This window comes from Arthrobacter sp. PvP103 (assembly GCF_017833075.1).
Taxonomy (GTDB): Bacteria; Actinomycetota; Actinomycetes; order Actinomycetales; family Micrococcaceae; genus Arthrobacter.
Genome location: NZ_JAFIBQ010000001.1, coordinates 924,254 through 947,915, shown reverse-complemented (window position 1 = coordinate 947,915; position 23,662 = coordinate 924,254). Strand labels below are relative to the sequence as shown.

At 66.1% G+C, this 23,662-nt stretch carries 18 protein-coding genes and 1 tRNA gene; 11 read left to right on the top strand and 8 right to left on the bottom strand.

Annotated features, from left to right (window positions below; all coding sequences use genetic code 11):
* The first annotated feature begins 4 nt into the window (after window positions 1-4).
* From JOE41_RS04330 to JOE41_RS04320, 3 genes are all read left to right on the top strand, one after another.
* Complete coding sequence (locus JOE41_RS04330; RefSeq protein ID WP_011692702.1) at window positions 5-622, top strand: GNAT family N-acetyltransferase; 618 nt, start codon at window positions 5-7, stop codon at window positions 620-622.
* Between the two features lie 341 nt (window positions 623-963).
* Complete coding sequence (locus JOE41_RS04325) at window positions 964-1,728, top strand: hypothetical protein (RefSeq protein ID WP_307800659.1); 765 nt, start codon at window positions 964-966, stop codon at window positions 1,726-1,728.
* An 18-nt stretch (window positions 1,729-1,746) separates the two neighbouring features.
* Entirely contained in the window at window positions 1,747-2,535 is a 789-nt protein-coding gene (locus tag JOE41_RS04320; RefSeq protein ID WP_209751070.1) for an SDR family oxidoreductase, read from the top strand.
* Window positions 2,536-2,551: 16 nt separating this feature from the next.
* Here JOE41_RS04320 and JOE41_RS04315 read toward each other — a convergent pair whose 3' ends face one another.
* Both JOE41_RS04315 and JOE41_RS04310 read right to left on the bottom strand, forming a co-directional pair.
* On the bottom strand, window positions 2,552-4,024 hold the full coding sequence (locus JOE41_RS04315) for a CAP domain-containing protein (protein ID WP_209751068.1): 1,473 nt from the start codon (window positions 4,022-4,024) through the stop codon (window positions 2,552-2,554).
* A complete protein-coding gene (locus JOE41_RS04310) occupies window positions 4,017-9,809 on the bottom strand; it encodes a family 78 glycoside hydrolase catalytic domain (protein ID WP_209751066.1) in 5,793 nt (1,930 codons plus the stop codon). The genes JOE41_RS04315 and JOE41_RS04310 overlap by 8 nt, the downstream gene beginning before the upstream one ends.
* A gap of 246 nt (window positions 9,810-10,055) precedes the next feature.
* Between JOE41_RS04310 and JOE41_RS04305 the strand changes: the two genes are divergently transcribed.
* From JOE41_RS04305 to JOE41_RS04295, 3 genes are all read left to right on the top strand, one after another.
* Window positions 10,056-10,128: transfer RNA gene (locus JOE41_RS04305), tRNA-Ala, on the top strand.
* A 102-nt stretch (window positions 10,129-10,230) separates the two neighbouring features.
* Window positions 10,231-11,823 (top strand): ABC-F family ATP-binding cassette domain-containing protein, encoded by a 1,593-nt coding sequence (locus JOE41_RS04300; RefSeq protein WP_209751065.1) that lies wholly within the window; start codon window positions 10,231-10,233, stop codon window positions 11,821-11,823.
* 212 nt (window positions 11,824-12,035) lie between these two features.
* On the top strand, window positions 12,036-12,875 hold the full coding sequence (locus JOE41_RS04295) for a trypsin-like serine protease (RefSeq protein ID WP_209751062.1): 840 nt from the start codon (window positions 12,036-12,038) through the stop codon (window positions 12,873-12,875).
* On the opposite strand, the gene JOE41_RS04290 is transcribed toward JOE41_RS04295, so the two are convergent.
* On the bottom strand, window positions 12,856-13,206 hold the full coding sequence (locus tag JOE41_RS04290) for a spore germination protein GerW family protein (RefSeq protein ID WP_209751060.1): 351 nt from the start codon (window positions 13,204-13,206) through the stop codon (window positions 12,856-12,858). The two genes, JOE41_RS04295 and JOE41_RS04290, sit on opposite strands and share 20 nt — an antisense overlap.
* Window positions 13,207-13,363: 157 nt before the next feature.
* Here JOE41_RS04290 and JOE41_RS04285 point away from each other — a divergent pair, with 157 nt between their 5' ends.
* Window positions 13,364-16,042, top strand: a complete 2,679-nt coding sequence (locus tag JOE41_RS04285; protein WP_209751058.1) for a PEP/pyruvate-binding domain-containing protein — start codon at window positions 13,364-13,366, stop codon at window positions 16,040-16,042.
* Here JOE41_RS04285 and zapE read toward each other — a convergent pair.
* The 3 genes from zapE to JOE41_RS04270 are packed head-to-tail and all read right to left on the bottom strand — an operon-like array spanning window position 16,039 to window position 18,029.
* A complete protein-coding gene (zapE, locus tag JOE41_RS04280) occupies window positions 16,039-16,512 on the bottom strand; it encodes an AFG1/ZapE family ATPase (RefSeq protein ID WP_209751056.1) in 474 nt (157 codons plus the stop codon). The two genes, JOE41_RS04285 and zapE, sit on opposite strands and share 4 nt — an antisense overlap.
* A gap of 11 nt (window positions 16,513-16,523) precedes the next feature.
* Window positions 16,524-17,519 carry a magnesium/cobalt transporter CorA gene (gene corA / locus JOE41_RS04275; protein ID WP_011692694.1) on the bottom strand — a complete coding sequence of 332 codons (996 nt, stop codon included), beginning with the start codon at window positions 17,517-17,519 and terminating at the stop codon, window positions 16,524-16,526.
* Window positions 17,520-17,525: 6 nt separating this feature from the next.
* Complete coding sequence (locus JOE41_RS04270; RefSeq protein WP_374068680.1) at window positions 17,526-18,029, bottom strand: Lrp/AsnC family transcriptional regulator; 504 nt, start codon at window positions 18,027-18,029, stop codon at window positions 17,526-17,528.
* A 178-nt stretch (window positions 18,030-18,207) separates the two neighbouring features.
* On the opposite strand from JOE41_RS04270, the gene JOE41_RS04265 reads away from it, so the two are divergent.
* From JOE41_RS04265 to JOE41_RS04255, 3 genes are all read left to right on the top strand, one after another.
* On the top strand, window positions 18,208-19,449 hold the full coding sequence (locus tag JOE41_RS04265; protein ID WP_209751052.1) for an MFS transporter: 1,242 nt from the start codon (window positions 18,208-18,210) through the stop codon (window positions 19,447-19,449).
* Window positions 19,450-19,548: 99 nt separating this feature from the next.
* The gene (locus tag JOE41_RS04260; protein WP_245200622.1) at window positions 19,549-20,289 is read left to right on the top strand and encodes a transcriptional regulator; all 741 of its coding nucleotides are present in this window, start codon (window positions 19,549-19,551) and stop codon (window positions 20,287-20,289) included.
* On the top strand, window positions 20,286-20,525 hold the full coding sequence (locus JOE41_RS04255) for a hypothetical protein (protein ID WP_011692690.1): 240 nt from the start codon (window positions 20,286-20,288) through the stop codon (window positions 20,523-20,525). Before JOE41_RS04260 ends, JOE41_RS04255 begins: the two co-directional genes overlap by 4 nt.
* Window positions 20,526-20,580: 55 nt before the next feature.
* Here the strand turns inward: JOE41_RS04255 and JOE41_RS04250 are convergent, their stop codons facing one another.
* Window positions 20,581-21,084, bottom strand: coding sequence for an Lrp/AsnC family transcriptional regulator (locus tag JOE41_RS04250; protein ID WP_011692689.1), 504 nt, complete (start codon window positions 21,082-21,084; stop codon window positions 20,581-20,583).
* A 132-nt stretch (window positions 21,085-21,216) separates the two neighbouring features.
* Here JOE41_RS04250 and JOE41_RS04245 point away from each other — a divergent pair, with 132 nt between their 5' ends.
* Window positions 21,217-22,380: a PLP-dependent aspartate aminotransferase family protein gene (locus JOE41_RS04245; protein WP_198011513.1), complete on the top strand. Its 1,164-nt coding sequence runs from the start codon at window positions 21,217-21,219 to the stop codon at window positions 22,378-22,380.
* Here the strand turns inward: JOE41_RS04245 and JOE41_RS04240 are convergent.
* A complete protein-coding gene (locus JOE41_RS04240) occupies window positions 22,377-23,636 on the bottom strand; it encodes an MFS transporter (RefSeq protein ID WP_209751050.1) in 1,260 nt (419 codons plus the stop codon). The genes JOE41_RS04245 and JOE41_RS04240 overlap by 4 nt on opposite strands.
* Window positions 23,637-23,662 lie beyond the last annotated feature (26 nt).

The following is a 23,662-nucleotide window of genomic DNA, read 5'->3' as shown; positions in this document are numbered from 1 at the left end:
TCCGATGCGGGGCAGCATCTGGCCGGTGACGCTGGAATGCGGCGACATTGTTCTGCGCCCCATCCGTTACCGTGACCGCAAGGAATGGATGGCCGTCCGGTCCCGCAATTCCGAATGGCTGGCACCATGGGAGGCCTCGAACCCGGCCCCGGGAGGGGCGCTGCCGGACTACCGGCAAATGGTCAGGTCCCTCAACGCGCAGGCTGCTCAGGCCACGGCACTGCCCTTTGTGATCACGGAGCGCATGCCGGCACGGCGCGACCCCGTCATCGTTGGGCAGCTCACAGTGTCATCCATCGTCTGGGGCTCGGCGATGATGGCGACGCTTGGATACTGGGTGGACAAGTCCTGTGCCGGCAGGGGGATCGCACCCACGGCTGTGGCCATGGCCACTGATTACTGCTTCGGCACCCTCGGGTTGCACCGGATGGAGATCAACATCAGGCCGGAAAACGGGCCCAGCCTGCGGGTGGTGGAAAAACTCGGATTCCGGGACGAAGGCTACCGGCCGCGGTTCCTGCATATCAACGGCGAATGGGCGGACCACCGGTCTTTCGCCTTGACGTCCGAGGAAGTTCCCGAAGGGCTGCTGGCCAGGTGGCTGCGAAGCCGCCCGGCCTGACCTGCGGCCGGGCTTCGCGGCCACGCCCCGGGTTTCCAATGGTGTGTCTTCCGTCATAAATCCATTGATTTGCCACCAGCCCTGCGACACACCGGAGCTAATGCCAGAGCTGTCGGCCAATTGCTCATACGGTTTTGATTGTGGACTTCCCCCTTAGCAGCTCAGTGATCCTTGTTGTCGCTGTTGCGCTCTGGATTGTGTGGGTGGCCCCTTATGTACTCAGGAACCGCCGTCATCAGCTTCAACCCGCAGCCGAACTGATGGCCGAAATAAACTTTGCCGAACCCGCAGACCCCCAAGCCGGAAACGTCATGAAAATGGCCGCCCAGCAGGAGAAATCAATGGTAACCAAGCAGGCCACCGGATCCGCCCAGGGGTCCGTGACAACCGCAGTCGGCTCCGGGCCGGCGACGGCGCGACCGGGTGCACTGAGGATCCGATACGGACGGTGCGCGATCGCACTCGTTGGAGTGGCAGCCCTGCTCACCGGGGTGGTGGCCGGCATCTTCCGCGCTTTCGGTATGGGCTCATCCTGGTTGCCCGTTGGTTCATTCCTCGCAGCTGTCGCGGCCGTCGCTTTGCTGCGACGGCTGGCAGTGCGTGACCGGCGAGCCAAAATGAACGCTGCATTCCGTGCTGCCATGACGGCACCGGACCGGCAGATGCGCGCTGCGGTGCCGCGTCCCAACCGGGAACCGGCCGTGGATGCCCCGGATATACCCCTCTTTGACGCCGAAGCGGGAAACAAACCCCAGGTAAAGCCGTTGACGGCCCAGGAGCTGCGTGAAGCGGCCCTCGCAGAGGCAAAAGCCTCCGGAGACACTGCGCTCCGCACCGCCACCGCCCCAGGCTCAGCCGCTGGCGCGGACTCCAGCTGGGAACCCGTCGACGTGCCCAAACCGACCTATGTGGAAGCTGCCAAGGCGGAACGTGCCGCTCCTGATCCGCTTGACCTGCCCGAAGCTCCGAAAGCTGTAGGCAAGCCGTCCCTCAAGCAAGGTCCGGCAGCGGCGCCGGCAGCCGGCGGTGCCGCCCCCAAGCCCCTGACCAAGGCACAGAGTGCCTTGAGCAACCTGGACGACGTATTGCAGCGCCGCCGGGCCTGAGCCTGTAGCCTCTGGAGCATGACCCGCATCTGTGTTGCCGGCGGAACCGGCCAGGTTGGCCGTGAGGTTGTCCGCCAGGCCCTGCAATTGGGCCACGAAGTTTCCGTTGTCAGCCGCAACCCGCCCGCCCCCGGTGCCGAAGGGGCGGACGACGGCGCGGAGTACTACCGCGCGGACGTCACCACGGGTGAAGGGCTGGCCGCCGCCCTGGCCGGTGCCGCCGTCGTGATTGACTGCCTGGAGGGCAGATCTGGAAGGGCCCTCAGAGACTTTGCCGACGGCGGTGCCCGCCTTCTCAGCGCCGCGCACGCCGCGGGTGTACGCAAGGCTGTCCTGCTGTCCATCATCAACTGCGACCAGGTGCCCCTGCGCTTTTACCGGTCGAAGGCGGCTAAGGAAGGCCGCTATGCGGCGTCGGCCCTGGAGACCGTCACGGTGCGCGCCACCCAGTTTCACAGCCTTCTGGTACAGCTGTTCGCAGCCGGTGCGAAGGTGGGACTCGTCCCGGTGATCAAGGGCGCGCGGTTTCAAACCATCGCGCCGGGCGAGGCTGCCTCGGCACTGCTCGAAGCAGCCTTCGAAGAGCCCTCGCAGGAGCTGCACCGGCTCCGGACTGTAGGCGGGCCGGAAGTCAACGGAATGGTGGAACTGGCCGAAACCTGGAAGCGCCTTAGCGGATCCCGTGCGCGCCTGGTCCGGTTGCCCTTGCCCGGAGCCGTCGGCAAATACCTGCGGGAAGGCGGGAACCTGGTCCCGGAACACCGGTACGGAAGTGAGACATTCGGAAGCTGGCTGGCGAAGCATTAGAGTGCAGCCAGCCGCCTCAACGTTCTCCGGTCGGCGGCGTTGCCGTGTACGGCCGGGGCCAGGGACCGCCCGCCTGCTGCCACTGCGGGTAGCTCATGAGGATGTCCTGCCCGTCCGGCGCCCGGTAGTAGATGTTCCCGGAGTTCACAGGTTTCCAGTAGAAGGAAAAGGGCACGTATTCGTCGACGACAGGAGTGGGTAACTGGGCCGCTGACCATTCCGCGTAGTTGATTGGCCGGCTGCCTTCGACCTTCACATTGGCGTTGTAGTAGACGGTTCCCATCCACGAGGTCTTGAAATATCCGCTGACCAGCCTACTAGGCGCAGGGCGGCCGGCCGCAGACCACTCGTCGAAGGTGAGTTTGTGCAGCACGCCGTCTTCGCCGCGGGCAAAAACCTCGCTGGAGTACTGGTGCTGGTAATAAGAGGTCCCTTGGATAAACCCCGCGATCCGCGCCGCTGGCTGCCCCAGCTGGAGCCAATCAGCGTAGCTGAGCCGTTTCCACAGCCAGGCCGGGCTGGCGAACTCCACTGAATAGATTGAACTCGACCAGGGATACCGGACGAAGCTGCCGGCGGTCCGTTCCGGTTGCCTGAATCCCATGTCCTGCCATTCGCGGGAGGTCAGCAGGTGGGTCACGCCGTCCGGGGACATGGCATAGATTTCCGGTGCCGGGGCAAAGGTAAACACCCTCGTGCCCGCGATCCAGCCAGCCAGGCGGGGCCGGGGGAAACCAGCGGCCTCCCAGTCGGCATAGCTCAGCTTTTTCCAGATCATCCCGCTCGGTGCATAACTGACGGAGAAGATGGCAGGCGACCACGAGTAGTTCACATAGTCCGTGGGGTAGGCTGTGGCGGACTTCTCAACGAGCACTTCGTACACGTACAGGTTCAACCCGGTCCGGAGGGCAGCGATGCCCACCTGGCCGTACTTCGGGTCACGCATGGTTACGGCGTTGGCGGAGCCGTAGTTGCTGACGAGCTTGGCATGGAGCTGCTGAACAGTGGGCCCCGTGGGGGAGTACATTGTTTCGGCGATCCGGCCGTAAGCAGCCCCGGCTGGCAGTGCATCTTCCGGGACCGGCGTCGCGGAAGGGAAGTCCAGCTGGGCAAGCGCCCACTGCTGCGCCGCCGCGCTGACGGTCGGATCCAACGTGACGGCGGGTGCCCCCTGCGACTGGCGGTATTCGTTCAGCAGCGTGAAGAACCCGTTGATTTCCTGCGCCGAGACCGGTTCCAAGGCTTCAAGGGCCGGCCCCGGAAGCGGGCTGGAGGGTTCCGGCGTCGTTGTCGCTGTTGCTGACGGTGCTGCGCTCGGCTCCGGCGCCGGCTCCGGGGACACTGAGGGCGCCGCTGTTGCTGCCGGGGACGCTGACGGCGTAAAGCTCGGCTCCGGGACTGTGGCCACCGCCGCAGTGGGAAGTGACAGCATCGCCGCCATCATGAGCACCAAGCCTGCGCTGAGCTGCCGGGCAATCGGATTATTCATCGACGTTCTTTCGGGAAATGGCCAGGGAACCGCGTGGGCGCGTGAACCGGTGGACAGCCAGGGCGGTGCCGCCGAGAATGAGCAGCAAGAGAGCGGGCAGCAGCGGCGAAACGATGGCGCCGGTGTCCGCCATGGGCTGTTCGTTTGGCACGGCGGCCAGATTGCCTGCAGGACCAAGGGGCTCGGGCGGAAGCGGCGCCGCAGTCAGGATTGAGACAGATATGTCGTCGCTGGTCGCAGTGCCAAACGTATTCGCGGCCACCGCATAGTAGCGGGCGCCATTAGTGACGGCGTCCGGACCGATAACCAGCGTGGTATCCGTTTCTCCGGCCACTTCCGCCCAGGGCGCGCCCGGGGCCTGCTGCCGGAACCAGGTGACGGCGGGCCGGGGTGACCCGGTCACCGTTACGCGAAGGTCAATGGGTTGGCCGGCAACCGCTGCGGCGTGGGCGGCTGACGCGGAGACGGCAGGGGCCGCGCCCGCGTTGACAGTGGCTGCGCTGCTGAAGACGCGCGCTCCCAGCGCATTGCTTGCCACGATTCGGAACTGCTCGGAAGGGAGCGCGGATCCTTCACTGAAGGAGACCGCCAGCTCGCTCGTAGTGGCTCCGGCAACGTTCCGCCAGCTCAGGCCGCCGTCGGTGCTGCTTTGCCATTGGAGGCGTTTGCCGGCGCCGGTCACGGCTGCCGCCAGTTTCCCCCGGTCGTGCCCGGGCAACGCCAGGTACAGGTCCTCCGGTTGGCTGGTGACGGCCAGCGGTTCCTTCCTGACTGTGAGCGTCGCAGCGGGGGAGACGTTCACTTGCTCGGAACCAGCGGAGACGGTTACGGCCCGGAAACGGTCGCCGTCGTCGGCAGCCTGTGCCGACGGGACCGTCAGGGTGGTTCCAATGGCGCCGGAAACGTCCTGGAATGTTGCTCCCGCGTCGTCGCTGCGCTGCCACTGGAGCCGGTGCCCCGGCCACCCCGGTGCTGTCGCGGTGAACGTGGCAGGGTTCCCCTGGTCGACCGTCCGGTCTTCGGGGGCACCGGGCGCCGTGTTGCCCGGCCCGAAAACCTCCACTTCCGAGAGGGACAGGGAATTGTCGGGACCGTTGTCGTCGGTGGCAACCCTGAGGAACCTGGCGTCCACGGGGCTAAAGGAGACAATTAGCGGTGAACCGGCAACGCCGCTCCGCTGGGCGATGGCACCCGGTGTGGTCCACTTCGCTCCGTCAATGGAGACCTGCGCTCTCGGAGCGGAGGGCATTCCGGCACCCGCTTTGACCGGTTCCTCGCCGGCCGGTGTGGTCAAGGGATGGAGGTACACCGTGCCGAGGCTCCGCTCCTCCCCAAGATCCAGCTGGATCCACTGGGTGCCGGCCATTTCCGATCGGTATCCGCGGTGCAAAGCGGTGCTGAACGCCGCGGAGTCCACCAGGTTCGCCGCGCTCCAGCCGCCGGTCTCCAGCGAGGTGCTGGCTGAAACGGCGGCGCCGGCCGCGAGATTCCGGCCGCCGTGGCCGTACTCCAGCTTCACAGCGTCCAGGAAGAAGCCGGCTGCATCGGCCGTGGCAGCGGTCGTACGAATACCGACCCGCAGCTCCGACAGGTTGTTGAGGCCGTCCTCCACGGTGGGGAGGACCAGCTGGTTCCACGATCCTGGGGCAAGCCGGTGAACGGACTCCGCGGTGTGCCCCGCGCCGTCACTCGCCCAGAGCTTTGCTTCGTAAGCGGCGCCTGGCACGGGATCGGCCAGTTGGAGGGAGGCCATGAGCGCGGCGCCGTCACCGGTGCTGACGGGTTTCGGCAGCGAATAGGTGACTTCGCGCCATTGTGCCGAAGCTGCAGGCCGGACAGCCTTAACCCGTAGCGCCGCTGCCCCGAGGAACGAGCCGGTCCCGGCGTCGCCGGGCAGGGCGCCTGCGTCGACGCTGGCGCCCTGCCCGGCAATCCACCCGGTTGGCGCTCCGCCTTCGAAGTTTGCCAGGACCAGGCTGCTTTGTGGCAGGCACGATTCTCCGGTGGTGTCGGCCGTGCAGTCGGAGCTTCCACGTACCCTGGCCAGGGATTGCGTTTTTGCCAGGACGGTGCCGGCAGTAGCATCGGTCACTGACAGTTCCAGTGTCCCCCCGCGGGCGGTGGCTGATGCCGAGACGGGAACCAATACTGTGGTCTGTCCGCCGGCCGGAACGACGGCCTGAACCGCGCGCTGTTCCTGCCAGCCCGCCGGCAGGCCGGTTGCCGCGACCTGCACGTGGCGGTCGGCGGACGTTTGGAGGTTGCTGAGTGTGACCGCCGCGAAGCCGGTGCCGCCGGGCTCAAGGATCTGCGGCGTCAGGCCGCCGCTGGCAGCCGTGAGGTCGGTTCCCACCCCGATGGTGAAGCCGCTGCTCAGCGTAGCCGTGTCCTCACCGCGGGTGAAGGACACGGAGCCGCGGGCCGGGTAACTCGCCGCAGGGCTGCCGGCCGGGGCCGTCACGCTGTAGATGGCACGTGCCTCTCCGCCAGGTTCCACGTGCTCCGGGAGGCGGGCTGTGGGCCTGGTCGACCAGCCCTGCGGAAGCTCGATCGCCGGGCTCAGCCGGCCAAGGGCGGTAAGGCCTGTGTTCTTCACCGTTACTGTGACGTCCATGCTGCCGCCGGGTGCCAGGTGCTCTTCGGCGGCGGCCGCCGAGACGACCACACCTCCGGCGTCAACTGCTGCGGATAGCTGGTGGACAGCTGAGGCAGCGTGCAGGGCCAGGTCGCCTGCAGTGGCCGGAGCCAGGCCTTCGCCGCGGGCCAGGGAGACCTCCGCGGTGAAGGAACGGGCCGCCGTGATGGCACTGCGCAGTTCATCGGGTGCCCTGCCCTCCTGCTGCAGGTAGGTGCGGAGCGCCTGGCTGGTGCCGGATTCCATGGCGGCTGCCGTTTCCCGCAGGGCTGCAAGCCTGGGCGTGGAAGCTCCGAGGGCGGTAACAGCGGTACTGATGGTCGCGGACGTGTTCGAGGCTGCCACAAGTTCGGTGAGTGCGGGGTCCGACGTGAAATGGTAGGTGCCCGATCCCAGCGTAAGCAGGGTGTCGGGGCCGCCCGCGCTGACTGATTTGATCCCGTTTCCAGCCGCAGCCAGCTGTCCTGATTCAGAGACAGCGGAGGGTGCGGTGTCCCGCAGCGTGACCTTACCGGTGGATCCCACGGGAACGGTGATGTTGTAGGTGATCCTCCTGTCCGCCACTTTCCAGTCAATTCGGGCCTCGCCGAAGGGTGTGTGGACGCTTCCGGCGGCGGAGGGGAGGCTAGGCGTGGTGCGGGGGTCGAAGATGATCTCGCGGTAGCCGCCCGCCTCCGACGGTGAAATACCGGCCACTGATTTGTACAGCCAGTTGTCAATGAAAGTGAACATGGGGTGGTTCAGGGACGGGGAGCCCTGCCACTCTTCCCAGATGGAGCCCGGCCCGTGCGTCAGCATGTACGCCCAGCCCGGACTGTCAGTGCGGGACACCACAATGTTGACGATGTCGGAGCGGTCCATCAGCTCGAGCGCGTCGACGATGTATTTTGCTCCGGGCAGGCCGCCCCGGACATGTCCTCCGCCGATGACCATGACCTGGTTAACGAGGGTCTCTGTGACGTCGCCGGCCCTGCCTTCGGGGACAATGCCCAGAGTCAGGGGCAGCGCGTTCGAGAACTGGCTGTTGCCGTAGCTTGCCTTGCCCGCATCGAAGTAGCGTGCGTTGAAGGCACTGGCAATGTTGTTTGAGAGGGTTTTGTACTTTTCCGCCGGGCCGGCCTTACCCAGTTCGGCTGACATCTCCGCCATCAGTTTGGCAGTGAGGTAATAGAACCCGGATTGGAAGAGCTTGCTGTCCGTGTCCTCTGACGCCACCCAGTCCTGCCCCCACGTATAACTGGGCCGGGTGATCAGGTAGCCGTCGGTGACGGTGGCGGTGTAGCTCATCCAGCGGTCCATCGAACTGTAATGGCGGCTGAGGAGCCTTTCGTCGCCGTAGGCTTTCCAGACGTAGTAGGGGATGAGCACGGTTGCCGCTGACCAGGCGGGGTCGGACTGCTGGCTCCAGAACGGGTTGTGTTCGACGGGCACGATATCGGGCACGAAACCGGTGGGCTTTTGTGCATCCTCCATGTCCTGGACGAACTTGGTATAGAAGGCAGCCACGTCGTAATTGTTGATCGTTGCCTCCGCCGCGAGGTGCGCATCGGCCATCCAACCGCGTTTCTCGCGGGTGGGGGTGTCCTCAGGGATGCCGTGCATCCCGTTGACCTGAGTCTGCCGGTTGGCCTCGTGCAGGGAGTTCAAAAGCGGCGTCGAGGCCGTGAAGGTTCCTGCGTTGCCCACGTCGTTGCGGATTTCCTGGGCCACCATGGATCCATTGGCGGGCAGGGCATCCAGTCCGGAGATTTCCGCCCACCGGAACCCGGCGTAGGCGAACCGGGAACTGAACAGGGAGGTTTTGCCGTCTCCGATGAACGTGCTGGTCTGTGCGGCCATGATGACGGAGTTGTTGACGCGGCCGTTGAGCAGCCGCTCACCGTGCTTGATGGTCACGGTCCTGCCGGCCGGGATCACCTGGGACAAGGACACCGTCCCGGAGATGTTTTTGCCAAAGTCGGCCACGAACACTGCCGGAGCGGGCTGGGTCACCTTGACCGGAGTGAACCTGTCCACCACACGCATGGGCTCATTCGGTGATGCGCTCAGGGTGCCGCGGGTGGTGTTGGCTCGAACCGGGCTCCAGCCCACGTTGCTGATCGGAGCGGTGTCCCAGCCGGAAATCTGTTTGCGGGCATCGAAGGTCTCGCCATGGAACCTGTGTGCGCGGGTGACCGGGCCGGGCCGGGAAGTCCATGTGCTGTCCGTGGTCACAACGGTGGCCGGGCCGGAGGGCCATTCGACCTGGATCTGGAGGATGACATCGGAATCTTCGCCAATGAGGAATCCGACGGCGTTGTCCCCCGCCTTGAGCAGGGATGTCACGTCCCAGGTCCGGTACAGGGACCTCACCCGGCTGTCGGTCGGCTGTGCCTCGAGTTCGGCGTCGCCCACCTTCTTCCCGTTGGCGGTCAATTCATAAATGCCCCTGGCCAGCGTTGCCGTCTGGAGGCAGCAGTAACCCTGATAGTCCGGGGTGCGCTCGAAGGTGCCCCGGCCTGAAACGAAGGCCGTCGCGCGGAGCGGCTTTTCGGGCAGGCTGAACGATTTCCTGAGATAAGAGCCGCCGGCATCTGTGGACGCCGGGCTGATCCAGTCAGCCTTCCAGTCGTCCGGAGCTAGCAGGCCTGTGGTCCAGGTGGCGATGGAGCTCCAGGCGGATTCCGTGCCGGCTTCGTCCCACACCCGGACTCGCCAGTAGTACGGCGTCGCGGAGGACAGCGGCGGTCCGGCGTATGCCACGAGGGACTGGGCGTCGCCGGAGACGCGGGCGCTGTCCCAGACATCGGGAGCATCAGCGGCCAGCGAGTCACCGTTTCGGGACACCTGTATCTGGTAGGCGGTCTGCGCCTTGTCCCTGCTTCCCGACGCCAGTTGCCAGCTCAGCCGGGGCTGCGCCGCTTCCACCCCCAGGGGATTGCTGAGATGCTCGACGCTCAGGGACGCGACGCTCAGTCCGTATCCCGGGACCGCATCCGACGGCTGTGCCTCAGCGCGGACCGATGACGGCGGTGCCTGGGCTGCCGTCGCGTCCGGAATGGCCGGCTGCAGGAACGGAGTTTGAACAGCGGCGTTGCCCGCCGGCGTGCTCGCCGCAAAGGACGCGTGTACCGGAGCGGGGGCAAGAAGGCTGACGGCGAGGCTCGCCACGAGCACGGTGATAACAGATCGGCAACGCTGCAGAAGGCACGCCAAGAAATTCCCCCAGGTCTTAAAGAAACAGGGATCCGTATCGGCAAGAATTTACGGCCGATGTGCGCGGCGGTGAACGGTGCAGGACGTGCTCCCGGTTCAGAGGGTACCAGTACCGGATGCGGTGTCCGACTTAGCGGTGGCAGTGCGTGGCGCCCCCGGTTTTTGAAACACGGGCCGATGCGGTTAGCCTATGAATGGTCGGGGGCTATAGCTCAGTTGGTAGAGCGCTTCGTTCGCATCGAAGAGGTCAGGGGTTCGAATCCCCTTAGCTCCACAAGAACAAGCTCCCTCATCCGGTGCCAGCATCGGGTGGGGGAGCTTTTTCGTTGCCGGTCCGGTAAACGGCCACGAACCACCCCTCGAGAGGACAGCAGCAATGAGCCTTGTCCGGCTGCAAGACGTCAGCGTGCGATTCGACAACACCCAGATTCTGCGGGAGGCGTTCTTCCGCCTCGAACCGGGCGACAGGGTGGGGCTCATCGGGAAGAACGGCTCCGGCAAAACCACCATGCTCCAGTTGATCCTTGACCGGATTACCCCGGACTCCGGAACGGTCACAGTGGATCCGGGAACACGGATCGGCTACTTTTCCCAGTTCTCCGAACTCAACGGGGCATCAACCATTACGGACGTCCTCGACGGGCTGTTTTCCGGGATCAAGGCCGTCGAAGCAGAACTGGCGTCCATAGACACAGCCATTGCCGGGGGCCCTGCGGGTGCAGAACTTGACCGGTTGATCGCCCGCCAGGCCGAACTGTTCGAGGAGATGGACCGCCTCGACGGCTGGGACTACCCCCGGCGGATCGACAAGGTCCTGACGACGCTGGGTTTCAGCGACGCCCACCGCGTGTGCGCCATTGACGAACTGTCCGGCGGCTGGCGCAACCGGGCCGCGCTGGCAAAGATCCTCCTGGAAGACCCGGACGTGTTGCTCCTGGACGAGCCCACCAACTTCCTGGACGTTGCCGGCGTTGAATGGCTCGAGAGCTGGTTCCGTGACTTCAAGGGCGCCGCGATCATCGTCTCGCACGACCGGAAGTTCCTCGACGCCGTCGTCACCCGGATCATTGAAGTGGAGAACTTCCACCTGCACGAGTACCCCGGAAACTTCGGCGAATACATCGTGCAAAAGCAGTTCCGCCTCAAGTCCCTCGAGCAGCAGTTTGTGCACGAATCCGAACTGCTGGCGTTTGAGGCTGAAGGGATCGCCGACCGCCGTGAAGCCGCCAAGGCCGCAAGCCGCGGTCTGGGAAACCAGCTGGCCAAAATCAAGAAGTCCCGCACACCCCGTCCGGTGGACCAGATCGTCACCGAGATCTACGGCGGCCTGCACGTCAAGGACGTCCTCTGCCGCGTCGAGGGACTGGGCAAGTCGTACGGGGACAAGGCGCTCTTCACCGGACTTGGCTTCGAGATCAGGCGCGGCAACCGGATCGTGGTCCTGGGAGCCAACGGCAGCGGCAAGTCCACACTTTTGAAGGTGTTGACCGGGGAAGAGGAAGCAGACGCCGGCGTCGTCTCCTGGGCCAAGGGGCCCGGCTTCGTGTCGTACAACCGGATGCTTGAGGAGCTCGACGACGCCGACACCGTTTCGCATGCAGTCAACGCGCTGCCGGACAGCCTGGCCTTTAGCGCCACCCGGAAGTCAGTCAACAGGTTCCTGGCGATGTTCCAGTTCTCCGAAGCGGACCTCAAACAGAAAATCGGAAACCTCTCCGGCGGCCAAAAAGCGCGCGTGGCCATGGCACAGTGCCTGCTGTCCGGCGCGTCGGTCCTGTTGCTGGACGAGCCCACCAACCACCTTGACTTGTCCAGCACGCAGGTCATGGAACGGGCGCTTATGCACTTCCCTGGGGCCGTGGTAGTGGTCAGCCACGACAGGTTCTTCAGTGAGAAGATCGCTAACCGATACCTGGTCTTCGGTGCCGATGCGGCCCTGCCCGGTGAGGTCGAGGTACGCGCCGCCTGACCGCCGGCGCCTGGCCGCTGACCGCCGGCGCCCTGCCGCTGCCCGGGACCTGCCCGCCTGCATGCAACATGCCTTGACGGCCGCACGCGCGGAGGAGCAGAGTTATGGTGCTGCGACTGGGGGGCAGATGTGTGATCCCCGGGAACCTGGCACGTCATGGTTCCTCCACCACATCCGCGATATATCTTCAGGCAATGATGAGGAGCACCCTCATGCGCAAAAGAATCCCCCCGCAGACCACGGCCCGCACCGGAGAAGGAATCTCCTCACGCTTCGGGCGCCGGCGCCGGCGATTAATGTCGCCGCTGCTGTCGGCGCTCTTCGCGGCAGTCCTTGCGGCATCCTCAGCCGCTCCGGCCCTGGCCGTCTATAACGGGGGCAGGGCGGACTCCGACGAGTACGCGTGGGCCGTCAGGCTGGAACTGGCCTACCCGGAAGGAGTTGCTTCCTGCACCGGATCTTTGATCGCGGAAGACACTGTGGTCACGGCGGCGCACTGCATCCGCAACAACGGACGCAGCCCGTCCGCCATCGCCGTGACATTCCACTATGGCCAGAAACGCTCCGAGTACACCGTCGGGGTGGCGACAGCCGTTCCCATGCCGCACTACGACCCCGCCAGGATCAAGGACGATATAGCCTTGCTCTTCCTCGAGTCGGCCGTGTCCGAGCCCACCATCGAGTTGGCGTCCAAGCCGGCTCCCGTCGGGGCAGAGGTCACCGTGGCCGGTTATGGCTGTACAGGCGACCCGTTCAACCTCGCGGTACAGTGCGATCCCGCGCCCCGGCTGGTTGAAACCACCCTCACAGCAGTCCCTGCTGAGGCGTGCCCGGATATCGCCGGACCCTGGCAGTTCTGCACGTATTCGCCGCACACGTCAGCGAACCGCGGCGACAGCGGCGGCCCCGTCATCTGGTCAGACCACGGCGACCAGAAGCTGATCGGGGTGACGAATGCGATAGAGCTGCCGCCGGCCCCCACCTACCTGAACCTGTCGGCTTCCGTTCCCTACGAACTGGAGTGGATCAGGGCTACCGCCGGCTTGCGGTGACCGCCTTGAGCACGCCGCGAACGGACATTCCCACGGCGCACACCACCGGGACCAGCCCCGCCAGAACCGCCAGCGTATTGGCGCGGAACACCACCCGGCCCTGCCCGTTCGTCAGGTAGGCGCCGAGCGGAAGCACGAAGCCCCCGCCCCCGCCGCCTTCCGCGGACGCGTTTGCGCCCTCCGGACCGGAGTCACCCCCGCCGCCGAAGCCGAAGGAGACCAGCGCCACGGGAATCAATTCCTCGCCCCCGATCTGCACCGGGGCGCCGTAAGCCCGCGCCACACCCACGTTCCTGAACGTCTCCACGAGGGAGGAAAATGCGTCAGCCATGGGACCCACACTAGGGACCCGGGCGTGGTGGCGGAAGGGTCTTAGGACAGGTCCGGCACTGGAAAAACCCGGCGTGGCCTGATGCCGGCGCGCGTGCCAGTATGTTGTGAATCAGGGGCTGCCGGGAAGGCCCGGCCGGATAGGAGGCACCGCGGTCATGGTTTACATCAATGATTTCAGCGAGGTCGGCCGGGAGGACGTCGCGACGGCGGGCGGCAAGGGTGCCGGGCTGGGCGAACTCGTTCGGGCGGGCGCGCCGGTACCCCCCGGATTCCTGATCAACACCGGTGCCTACGAGCTGTTCGTCCGGGACAACCAGCTGGCCGGGCGCATCCAGGAGTACGCCGCCTTGCCGGCGGCCGCCACGTCCCGCGACTACGAGGAAGCTTCCGGGCAGATCCGCGCACTCTTTGTTGCTGGCACAATGCCGGAGGCGGTAGCCGCCGAAACTCGGGATGCATACCGCCGGCTGGGCTCAGTCGCGGGCACCGGTCCTGGTCCAGGCACGGAGACAGCTGTGGCGGTGCGCTCCTCCGCCACCGCCGAAGACCTTGCCTCGGCCAGCTTCGCGGGCCAGCAGGACACCTACCTCAACGTCCGTGGCGCCGAGGCCCTCCTGGATGCGGTCATCAACTGCTGGGGCTCCCTCTGGACCTCCCGGGCGATGGCCTACCGTGCCCGGGAGGGTATCCGCCCGGACCAGGTCCGGCTGGCAGTGGTGGTCCAGCACATGGTGGCCGCGGACGCCGCCGGAGTTATGTTCACCGCCAACCCGGCCTCCGGCCGCCGCGACCAGATTGTCCTCGCTGCCGCATGGGGGCTTGGCGAATCCGTGGTCAGCGGAGCTGTGTCCACCGACGACGTCGTGGTCGAGGCTGCCACCGGTAAGGTGGTTTCCCGCCGGACAGCCGACAAAGCGGTCATGACGGCCTACGCTGACCGGGGCACGCGCGAGGAACCCGTCCCCGAATCCCGCAGGCATCAACCCGTGCTGGACGACGCTGCGGCGGCAACGCTGGCCGGCTATGGAACCCGCATCGCCCGGCACTTTGGCTCCCCGCAGGACATCGAGTGGGCACGGGCCGGCGGCGAATTCTTCATCCTGCAGTCACGACCCATCACTGCATTGCCCGAGCCCGCGGGGGAAACCCCGCGCGACTGGAGCGTGCCGTACCCCAAGGGGATGTACTTCCGGGCCAGCATCGTGGAGCAACTTCCCGATCCGCTTTCACCCTTGTTTGCCGACCTCATTGACGGTTCGGTGTCGCGGTCCCTGAACGCCCTGATGGACCAGGCGTTCGGTAAAAGCAGCCTCCGGGACGGCGATCTCGGCCTGCCTGCCATCAACGGATACGCCTATTACTACTACCGCACGGCTGCGTTGTGGCGGCTGATGGGAAAGACGCCCGCCGCTGTCCGCGCCCTCATCCGGGGCGAAGCGCACATGGGGGTCAAGGGCTGGCGGGACTATTCGCATCCGCGCTATGTGTACGTGGTGGAATCCTGGTCGGCGAAGCCGGTGACAGACCTGACCGGAGAGGAGCTTCTGGAGGGGGTGTCTGCCCTGCTCGATGCCGGCACGGTGTACTACACCGCCGTCCAGTCGATCATTCCGGTCGCGACGTCGAGCGAACTCGCCTTCCAGAAGTTCTATGACAAGTTTGTCCGGCAGGACGGCGACCCGCCGGCTGCCACGTTCCTGCTCGGCTATGAAAGCGAACCGATCCGGGCGGAAAAATCCCTCTTCGACCTGGCCGGGTGGTCCCGCGGAATCCCGGGACTCGCCGAGGCCATCCTGGCGACGCCGACAGAATCGCTGGCCCGGGCCCAGCTGTCAGGGACGCTTCCGAACGGGATGGATCAAAGCTTGTGGCAGCAGTGGGAACACCGGTTCCAGCTCCACCTGGACCGCTTCGGCCACACCGTATACAACCTGGACTTCATTAATCCCGTGCCGGCAGACGACCCGTCCCCGCTGCTGGACACGCTGAAGTTCTACCTGCGCGGGCAGGGCAACGACCCGCACCGGCGGCAGGAGCTTGCTGCCGCCCGCCGTGAGGACGCCACCGCCAAGGTACTGGCCCGGCTGCACCCGGCCCGCAGGGCGGCCTTTACGCGTCTGCTCCGGTGGGCGCAGGACCCGGCGCCGATCCGCGAAGACGCGCTCGCCGACGTCGGGCTCGGGTGGCCCCTCATGCGGCGGATGCTGCGAGAACTGGGCGAGCGGCTGCTCGCGGCCGGACTCATCGCGGACTCCAGCGATGTGTTCTGGCTTCGACACCAGGAAATCAGCAGCGCCGTCGAATTCGGCCTTGCGGCCCCGAACGGTCCGGCGGCAATTACAGGTGCCGGCCGGCCGGTCCTGGCGGAGGCAGTCGCTGAGCGACAGTTGCGCTGGCGGGGCCAGCGCAACGCCACCGCCCCGCAGATGCTGCCGGAGATCCGGTGGCTCCAGCGGGCGCTCGCCGGAATGATGCCGGAGGGGTCCCAGGACCAGCAGGGGAACACGATCAAGGGAGTGGGCGCCAGCCAGGGACGGGTCAGTGCGCCGGCCCGGGTGCTGTCCGGTCCCGAGGACTTCTACCGGATGCAGCCGGGGGAGGTGCTGGTGGCCCGCATCACCACTCCCGCGTGGACACCGCTGTTCGCCATGGCGTCGGCCGTGGTCACTGATGTTGGCGGCCCGCTGAGCCACGGCTCCATTGTGGCCAGGGAATACGGCATCCCCGCGGTGCTGGGCACCGGCGTGGCGACGCGCCGGATCGCGAGCGGGCAGCGGGTAGAGGTCGACGGCGCCGCCGGCACTGTAACCATTCTCCAGTCAGGGCGGGACTAGCATCCGGACCTGTGCTCCGCCGGAAGCTCTTCGTCGGATTCAACACGGAGCAATCGGGATAACGGGCTCTCCCGGCCGAACTCCGGCAGTGCCGGACCGATGACGAACAAGGTGACGTCCGCGGCAAACAGCAGGTCCACGACGTCCAGGAACTGCTGCCACTCCGGATAACCGGTGGCACCGGACCGGGACGGGAGCCCGTCCACCACCCACTCCCTGTACCGGCCGGCCAGGGAGGCGAAGTCCCGGGCGGGCGCTGCTGTGCCGGTGAGTTCGCGGAAACCTACCCACAAAAGGTCTCCTTCGGCGCTTTTGACCTCCAACGGCCTTCCGGCCACGTCCACGGTCCGTCGCTGGCCGGGGGCCGGGGCGAACAATCCGAACGTACCAAGCTGCCGGGCGGTGCCGGGGGTGATGATCCGGCCCGGCCGGAGGGGCCGCTGCGGACCGCCGGGCAGGGAAGCAGCCATGCCGGCGGCTCCTAGAGCCAGCCCTTCCGCTTGAAGATGGTGTACATCAGTGCTGCCGTCGCGGCCATCATGGCAATCGCCAGCGGATAGCCGAAAGCCCAGTGCAGTTCAGGCATGTGGTCGAAATTCATGCCGTAGACCCCGGCTACGAAGGACGGGGCGAAGAAGATGGCCGCCCAGGAGGAGATCTTCTTGACCTGCTCGTTCTGCTCGGCGCTCGCCTCGTTCTGCCGGTTGGCGGTAAGGGTGCCGTCGAGGGTGAGCGCATTCTGGAGGATGTCGCGGAAAGAGTCGGCGCGGGAGATCAGCCGCTCCACATGGTCTTCGACGTCACGGAGGTGGTGTTGCAGGTCCGTGTCCACATCGTATTTGTCGAAGCCGCGCTTGAGCAGCTGCATCATTCCAGGCAGCGGATGGATGGCGCGCTGGAACTGGATCACTTCGCGGGCCAGCTCATAAATCCGGCGCGAGACCGCGGAATCCCCGCTGAACAGCTGGTCTTCGATTTCATCGATGTCGTTTTCGAGGCCGGCAACAACCGGCACATAGTCGTCCACCACCTGGTCCATCAGGGCATAGAGCACGGCTTCGGGGCCGTGGCGCAGGAGTTCGGGGCGGCCTTCCAGCCGCTGACGTACCTGTGCCACGCCGGCTGTCTCCGCGTGCCGGACAGTGACCACGAAGTTCGTGCCGGTGAAGACGTGCAGTTCGCCGAACTCCACCGTTTCCGTTTCGTCCAAGTACCGGGCCGGTCGCAGCACGGTGAAGAGGACGTCGTCGTAGCGTTCCAGCTTGGGCCGCTGGTGGGCCGAGATGGCGTCCTCCACCGCCAGGAGGTGGAGTCCGAACTCCCGGGCCACTGCCGACATTTCAGCCTCGGTTGGCCGGTACAGCCCGATCCAGGCCATGCCGCCGTGGTCCGCGAGGGTCTCAAAGGTCTGCTCAAGATTGTGCGGTTCGGCGGTCCGGCGGCCGTTCACGTACACGGCGTTGTCGATAATGGTCACGCGCCATTATCCCAGTCTCTGGCGTGTTGCCGTCGGCGCCCCGCCTTGGGCTAGCCGGCTGATGAGCGGCTCGGTGCGGTAGGGGATGTGCGTGTGCAGCGCGAGGACAGTCTCCGTCCGGATGACGCCCTTGATCCTGAGGATTGATCGCAGGGCGGCCTGCAGGTTGTGGGTATCGGTTGCCACCACCCGGCACCAGACGTCGCCACGCCCGGAGATCTCGTGGACCTCCAGGACCTGCGGGATGAGGCGCAAGGCGCCCACCACACCGTCAAGCTCCCGGTGGCTGACCTCGATCGTCACGAAAGCGACGACGTCGTACCCCACCGCCTCGAGGTCAATTTCCCGTCCGCCGTCGTGCAGCAGGCCTGACCGGAGCATCCGGCGGATCCGTGACTGCGCGGTGTTGCGGGCGATGCCGAGCGCGTCGCTGAGTTCACCGATCTGGACCCGTGGATCCCGGATCAGTTCCAGCAGGATTTTGAGGTCCGTGTTGTCCAGGCTGTTCAAATCGTCACTCCGGTTCATATTTGCAAGGCAGCATTGACTGTTTTGCTCAATTTTGGCATGAAACTTGGGCCTTGAGGTCAGAAGTGCCCCATTCTGTTAATACCAAATTCTTTCGCTTGGCCCGCCGCGTTCCCACAAGGAACGGAAGCGGGCCGGCTCTGCAGGCAAAGGCACGCACATGACTGTCTTCAGTGAACTCCGCATGCGTCCGGCTACCGCCGGCGGCTGGGCATGGGACGCATCCACCACGGCACGGCTGGTAATGGCCGGCGTGGTGATTTTCACGCTCCTTGTCGGTGCGAACCTGGCAACCCCGCTGTACCCGCTGCTCCAGGCGAACCTGGGCATCGGGCCATTCGGAATCACTGTGGCGTTTTCCGCCTATGTCCTGGCGCTGGTGTCCACGCTCATACTGGCCGGACACTGGTCCGATCACATCGGCCGCCGGGCGGCGCTGCTCCTCGCCGTCGTCGTGGGCCTAATCGGCGGGATGATCTTTGCCAACGCGGACAGCCTGGCGATGCTGTCCGCCGGGCGCGCCCTTCAAGGCATCGCGGTGGCCCTGGCCACCGGAGCCAGCTCCGCTGCCCTGCGCGAACTGCTGCCCGCCCGCCCCGACTGGGCCTCGCGCTTCACCCTGCTGGCGTCCGCCGGGGGAGTCGCAGCCGGTCCGGCCATCGGCGGAATCCTTTCCCTCCTGCCGGGCGCAACCTCCACGCCGTACTACGTTCACTCAGTGGTTCTCATCGCCATGCTGGTTCCCCTCTACCTGCTCAAGGCGCGTCCGGCCATCACCTCCGTCGCCGGCCCGCAGCCCCTGAAAGTCCTGGCCCCCCGCCGTCCCTCCATCTCGAGTGAAGCCAGGGGTGCCTTCTGGCTGGCGTCCGCCGTCGGGTTCCTGAGCTTCACCGTCTTCGGCTTCTGCCTTTCCCTGGCCCCCGGCTACTTTGCCCAGATCGTCGGTGCCAATTCCCGCCCCCTCATCGGAGTGCTCGCCGGATTGACGCTAGGAGCTTCGGCCCTCAGCCAGTTGCTGGCCGTCCGCGGGAGGTTTGTGGTGCCTGCCGGCCTGGCCGTGCTGGCTGTATCGGTGCTCCTGATTGCCGCTGCCGCCGCCTGGAGGAGCCCGTGGCTGCTCATCGCTGCGAGCCTGGCCGCAGGTGTCGGTCAGGGAGTGTCCTTCCGGACCGTGTTCAACGATGTGGCCGGAAAAGTCGAGGCGTCGCGGCATGCGCAGATCATCAGCACCGTCTACGTGATCACCTACCTTGGCAGCGCACTACCGGTGATCGGCCTGGGAATTGCGACGGCGGTGTTCGGGCTGCAGGCGGCAGTGGCAGGATTCGTGGCGCTCTGCGCCCTCCTGGCGTTTGTTCTGGCCGCCGTGACGCTGGCCGCTGCCTTCCGCCAGCCGGCCTGAGCGGCCCCGACGCGACGTCGGCATGCCAAGAAACTATTGCAAACAAATCATTGCAAAGAAACTCTTGCAAAGGTTTCTTTGCAAGAGTAATTTTGATGCATGGATAGTTCACCGGACACCGCACCAACCCGGCCCCCTCGGGGTTCAGTGGCCGCGGCCTCCCAGGCTAAGCAGGATGCGCCATTTCCGGTTCGCCGGGTCGATACCGCGTCACTGAAGGCGCTTGCACACCCGCTGCGTGTGCAGATCCTCGAGATGCTCTCCCGCTACGGGGCGCAAACGGCCTGCAGCCTGGGCGAACTGCTTAACGAATCCAGCGGATCCACCAGCTATCACCTTCGGCAGCTGGCAAAGCATGACTTCGTCCGGGAGGTTGAAGGCAAGGGCACCGCCCGGGAGCGCTGGTGGGAACGCCCGCGCGGAGCCATCCAGATCACCTCCCCGGAACTGGCAACATCTCCGGCCACGGAGGAAGCCTCCCGGCTGGTCACCCGCGAGTTTGAACACAGCAGGCAGGCAGTCCTGGCGGACTTCATGGCACACGGCAGCGACAGCCTTGATGCCGCATGGCTCCACGCGGCCCTGATCAGCACTGCGAATGCGCGGCTCACGGCGGACCAGTTGGCGAGGTACACCACCGCCCTGGAAACCTACGGCCACCGCCTGCTGGAGGACATCAGGAATGAAGGCGAGCAGGAAGGCGCCCGCCCGGTCCAGATCCACCTGAACGCCTTTCCCATCCTCGGCGTTCCCGCATCAGCGGGAGGCCGCGCCCGCACGTCGCGGAACCCTGAACCTCAGAACACACAACCGGAAAGTCCTGAAAGGAAAGTGCCATGAGCACAGTATCCGCCACCGGATCAGCTGCCTGCAGCCTGTACCGCAGGCCCACCTTCGCCGAGTCGGCTGCGGCAGGATTGGGTACGGCGCTGGTCCGCTGGGCTGAACGCCGGCGGGTCATTCTCTCCGACTGGGCCGAACGTGAACGCGCTGCCACGCTCCGCCGGGAGCAGCTGGATGTCCTTCGCAGCGACGTCATGGGCGCCGCGCACTCGGGGCTCTACATCTGGCGCTAGCGGCGAGTTCCGCCGCCGGACCATGAAACCCGGCCGGACTGCCCGCTCGACGCGGTCAGTCGGGTAGCGGCCCGTGGTTGCCGGGGATGTGTTCGAACACCAATGTGGTTTCGGTGTGGCCCACCACGGGATCGGTCGCCAGGTTGTCCAGGACCCAGTCGCGGAGGTCCTCGGTAGTGGCCACGGCAATGTGCAGCAGGTAGTCCACTGACCCGGACGTGTGGAAGGTGGACAGTACGGCCGGGAGCCGGGGCACCCGTGACGTGAACCGGTCGATTTGTTCACGGTCGTGGGCGCGGAGCCGGACGGCGATGAGTGCCTGGACGGACCGTCCGATGGCGGACAGGCTCAGTTTCGCTTCGAAGCCCTGGATGATGCCGCGTTCGGACAGTGCGCGCGTGCGCATGAGGGCCGTGGACGGGGCAATACCCACGAGCTCGGCCAGCTGCTTGTTTGAGATCCGGGCGTCGTCCACGAGGGCTGCCAGCAACCGCTCGTCGATGGCGTCCAGCGGTTCGGTTCCCGTGCCCAGCCGAATATTCTTCGCACCGCTACTCACAGCGCCTCCTCGAATTGTTATGCGTTCATCATAAACTCCCCTTTCCGGCAGTTCCATTCGTAAGCCACATGAAACTCCGAATTATTGCCAGAGACTTGCCGGATTCTATGGCGAATAATTCAAAGGAGTCCCGTGCTTTCTCCCGATTCACTGGCTGTCCATGCAGGCCGGGCCGGCCTCACCGAACAAGGCGTGCATGCCGTGCCGATTGACCTCTCCACCACTGCGCCGCTTCCGTCGGTCCACGACGGCGGCCTGGCCTATGAACAAATGGCCACCGGCGGGATGCCCCTGGAAGGCCAGAGCACCGTCTACCAGCGTTTGTGGAATCCCACGGTGGCCCGCTTCGAGGAGGGCGTGGCCGTCCTGGAGGGTGCGCCCGAGGCGGTGGCCTTCGCCACCGGGATGGCCGCCCTTTCGGCTGTCCTGCTCGCGACTGTGGCTGCCGGCAGGAAGCACGTGGTGGCAGTCCGCCCGTTGTATGGCGGGAGTGACCACATCCTCGCCTCGGGCGTCCTGGGCACCGAAGTGACGTTCACGACGGCGGACGGTGTCCGCGATGCCCTGCGTCCGGACACGGGACTGGTGATTGTGGAGACGCCCGCCAACCCCAGCCTGGAGCTTGTGGACATTGCGCAGCTCGCCCGTGACGCTGACGGCGTCCCGCTCCTGGTGGACAACACCTTCGCAAGCCCGGTGCTCCAACAGCCCCTTGCTCACGGGGCCACGCTCGTGTTGCACAGCGCCACCAAATTCCTCGGCGGCCACGGGGATGCGATGGGCGGTGTGGTTGCGGCCCCGGTGGAGTGGACCACCAGGCTCCGCCAGGTCCGTGCCGTGACAGGCGGAATCCTGACTCCCTGGCCGGCCTATCTGCTCCACCGCGGGCTGGCCACCTTGCCGGTGCGCGTCCGGGCGCAGCAGGCAACCGCCCACAAGGTTGCTGCTGCACTGGCCGGACACGGGCTCGTGAAAGCCGTCCACTACCCGGGGCTTCCGGAGTGCGACCCGCTGGGTCTGGTGGGGACGCAGATGTCCGGCCCCGGCTCGCTGCTGGCGTTTGAACTGGCCAGCGCCGAGCACGCCGAACGGGTGCCGGCGGCGGTCCGGATGATCACCCACGCCGTGTCCCTGGGCGGCATCGATACCCTCATTCAGCACCCGGCCGGACTGACCCACCGGCCCGTTGCCGCCGGGGCCAGGCCGCGTGCGAGCCTGCTTCGATTGTCCGTGGGGCTGGAGGACGTCACGGACATTGTGGCGGACCTTCTGCAGGCAGTCGAAGGAACGCGCTAGCCGGCCGGATTCCCCTGCCCGGAGGCCTGCTGACGGGGGCCTGACGCAGGATGCACGACGGCGGTGATCACCGCCGTCGTGCATCCCAGCCCGATGACCGTCAGGGCGAGCGCCGTCCAGCCGAAGGACTGGAAGACCAGGCCGCCCGCCCACCCGATTGCACTGGAGCCAAGGTAGTAGGCAAGGTTGTACAGCGAGGCGGCCTGAGCCCGGCCGGTGGTGGCGATCCCTCCGGTCCAGCCCGCCCCGATGCTGTGCGCCGCAAAGAATCCTCCGGTGAAGACCACCAGGCCGGCCAGGATCAGGATCAGCAGTTGCGTCAATGTCAGCGCCAGGCCAATGACCATCAGCAGGATTCCGGCCAGCAGAATGGTCCGCCGTCCGAACTTAAGCGTGAGGGCGCCGGCCAGCCTGGAGGTCACCGTCCCGGACAGGTATGCCACGAAGATAAGGCTGATCACGGTGGCCGGCAGCCCGAACGGATCACCGGACAGCCGGAAGCCGAGGTAGTTGTACACGGCCACGAAGCCGCCCATGAGCAGGAACGCCTGCACATAGAGGGCCAGCAGGCGGGGACTGCGCAGGTGGCCCGCCAGTATCCTTGCGGCCCCGCCGAATCCGCTGGCTGGTGCGGGCGTGAAGCCGCGGGCCTTGGGCACCAGGACCAGGAACAGGACGGCAGCGACGGCGGCCAGGACGGAGACGGCCAATGTGGCCGCCCGCCATCCCCACAGCTCCGCGACGGGGCCCGCAACCAGCCGTCCCGCAAGGCCGCCGAGCGTGGTTCCCGCGACGTAGCTTCCGGCGGCCATGGCGGCGTGCGCCTTGTGCACTTCCTCATTCAGGTAGGCAATGGCGATCGCCGGTATCCCGCCGAGCGCCATGCCCTCGAGCAAGCGGAGCCCCAGGAGCATGGGAAACGTGGCGGCCAGGGGAACCACCAGGCCCAGGACGGTCGCGGCCGAGATGCCCAGGGTCATGGCCCGGACCCTGCCGATCCGGTCAGCCAGGAAGGACCACGGGATGACCGTGACGGCCAACCCCACCGTCGCCAGCGAGATGGTCAGCGCGGCTTCGGCCGCCGAGATCTGCAGGTCCGTGGCCATGATCGGCAGCACGGCCTGGGTGGAGTAGAGCTGGGCGAATGTCGCCACCCCGGCGAAGGCCAGCCCCGCGAGCAGCCTTCCGTAGGCGGCCGAGCCCTTCGGATGGCCCGCCCACAGTCCGGTTTGTGGCGTGTCCTGCGTTGACATCATGTGCACTAAGCCAGCGTAGATCGCCG

Coding starts and splice junctions, on each gene's coding strand:
- JOE41_RS04325 (WP_307800659.1), top strand. CDS start 964: ATGGTAACCAAGCAGGCCACCGGATCCGCCCAGGGGTCCGTGACAACC.
- JOE41_RS04260 (WP_245200622.1), top strand. CDS start 19,549: ATGGATAGTTCACCGGACACCGCACCAACCCGGCCCCCTCGGGGTTCA.
- JOE41_RS04255 (WP_011692690.1), top strand. CDS start 20,286: ATGAGCACAGTATCCGCCACCGGATCAGCTGCCTGCAGCCTGTACCGC.
- JOE41_RS04265 (WP_209751052.1), top strand. CDS start 18,208: ATGACTGTCTTCAGTGAACTCCGCATGCGTCCGGCTACCGCCGGCGGC.
- JOE41_RS04315 (WP_209751068.1), bottom strand. CDS start 4,024: ATGAATAATCCGATTGCCCGGCAGCTCAGCGCAGGCTTGGTGCTCATG.
- JOE41_RS04330 (WP_011692702.1), top strand. CDS start 5: ATGCGGGGCAGCATCTGGCCGGTGACGCTGGAATGCGGCGACATTGTT.
- JOE41_RS04285 (WP_209751058.1), top strand. CDS start 13,364: ATGGTTTACATCAATGATTTCAGCGAGGTCGGCCGGGAGGACGTCGCG.
- JOE41_RS04240 (WP_209751050.1), bottom strand. CDS start 23,636: ATGATGTCAACGCAGGACACGCCACAAACCGGACTGTGGGCGGGCCAT.
- JOE41_RS04300 (WP_209751065.1), top strand. CDS start 10,231: ATGAGCCTTGTCCGGCTGCAAGACGTCAGCGTGCGATTCGACAACACC.
- JOE41_RS04290 (WP_209751060.1), bottom strand. CDS start 13,206: ATGGCTGACGCATTTTCCTCCCTCGTGGAGACGTTCAGGAACGTGGGT.
- JOE41_RS04295 (WP_209751062.1), top strand. CDS start 12,036: ATGCGCAAAAGAATCCCCCCGCAGACCACGGCCCGCACCGGAGAAGGA.
- zapE (WP_209751056.1), bottom strand. CDS start 16,512: ATGGCTGCTTCCCTGCCCGGCGGTCCGCAGCGGCCCCTCCGGCCGGGC.
- JOE41_RS04320 (WP_209751070.1), top strand. CDS start 1,747: ATGACCCGCATCTGTGTTGCCGGCGGAACCGGCCAGGTTGGCCGTGAG.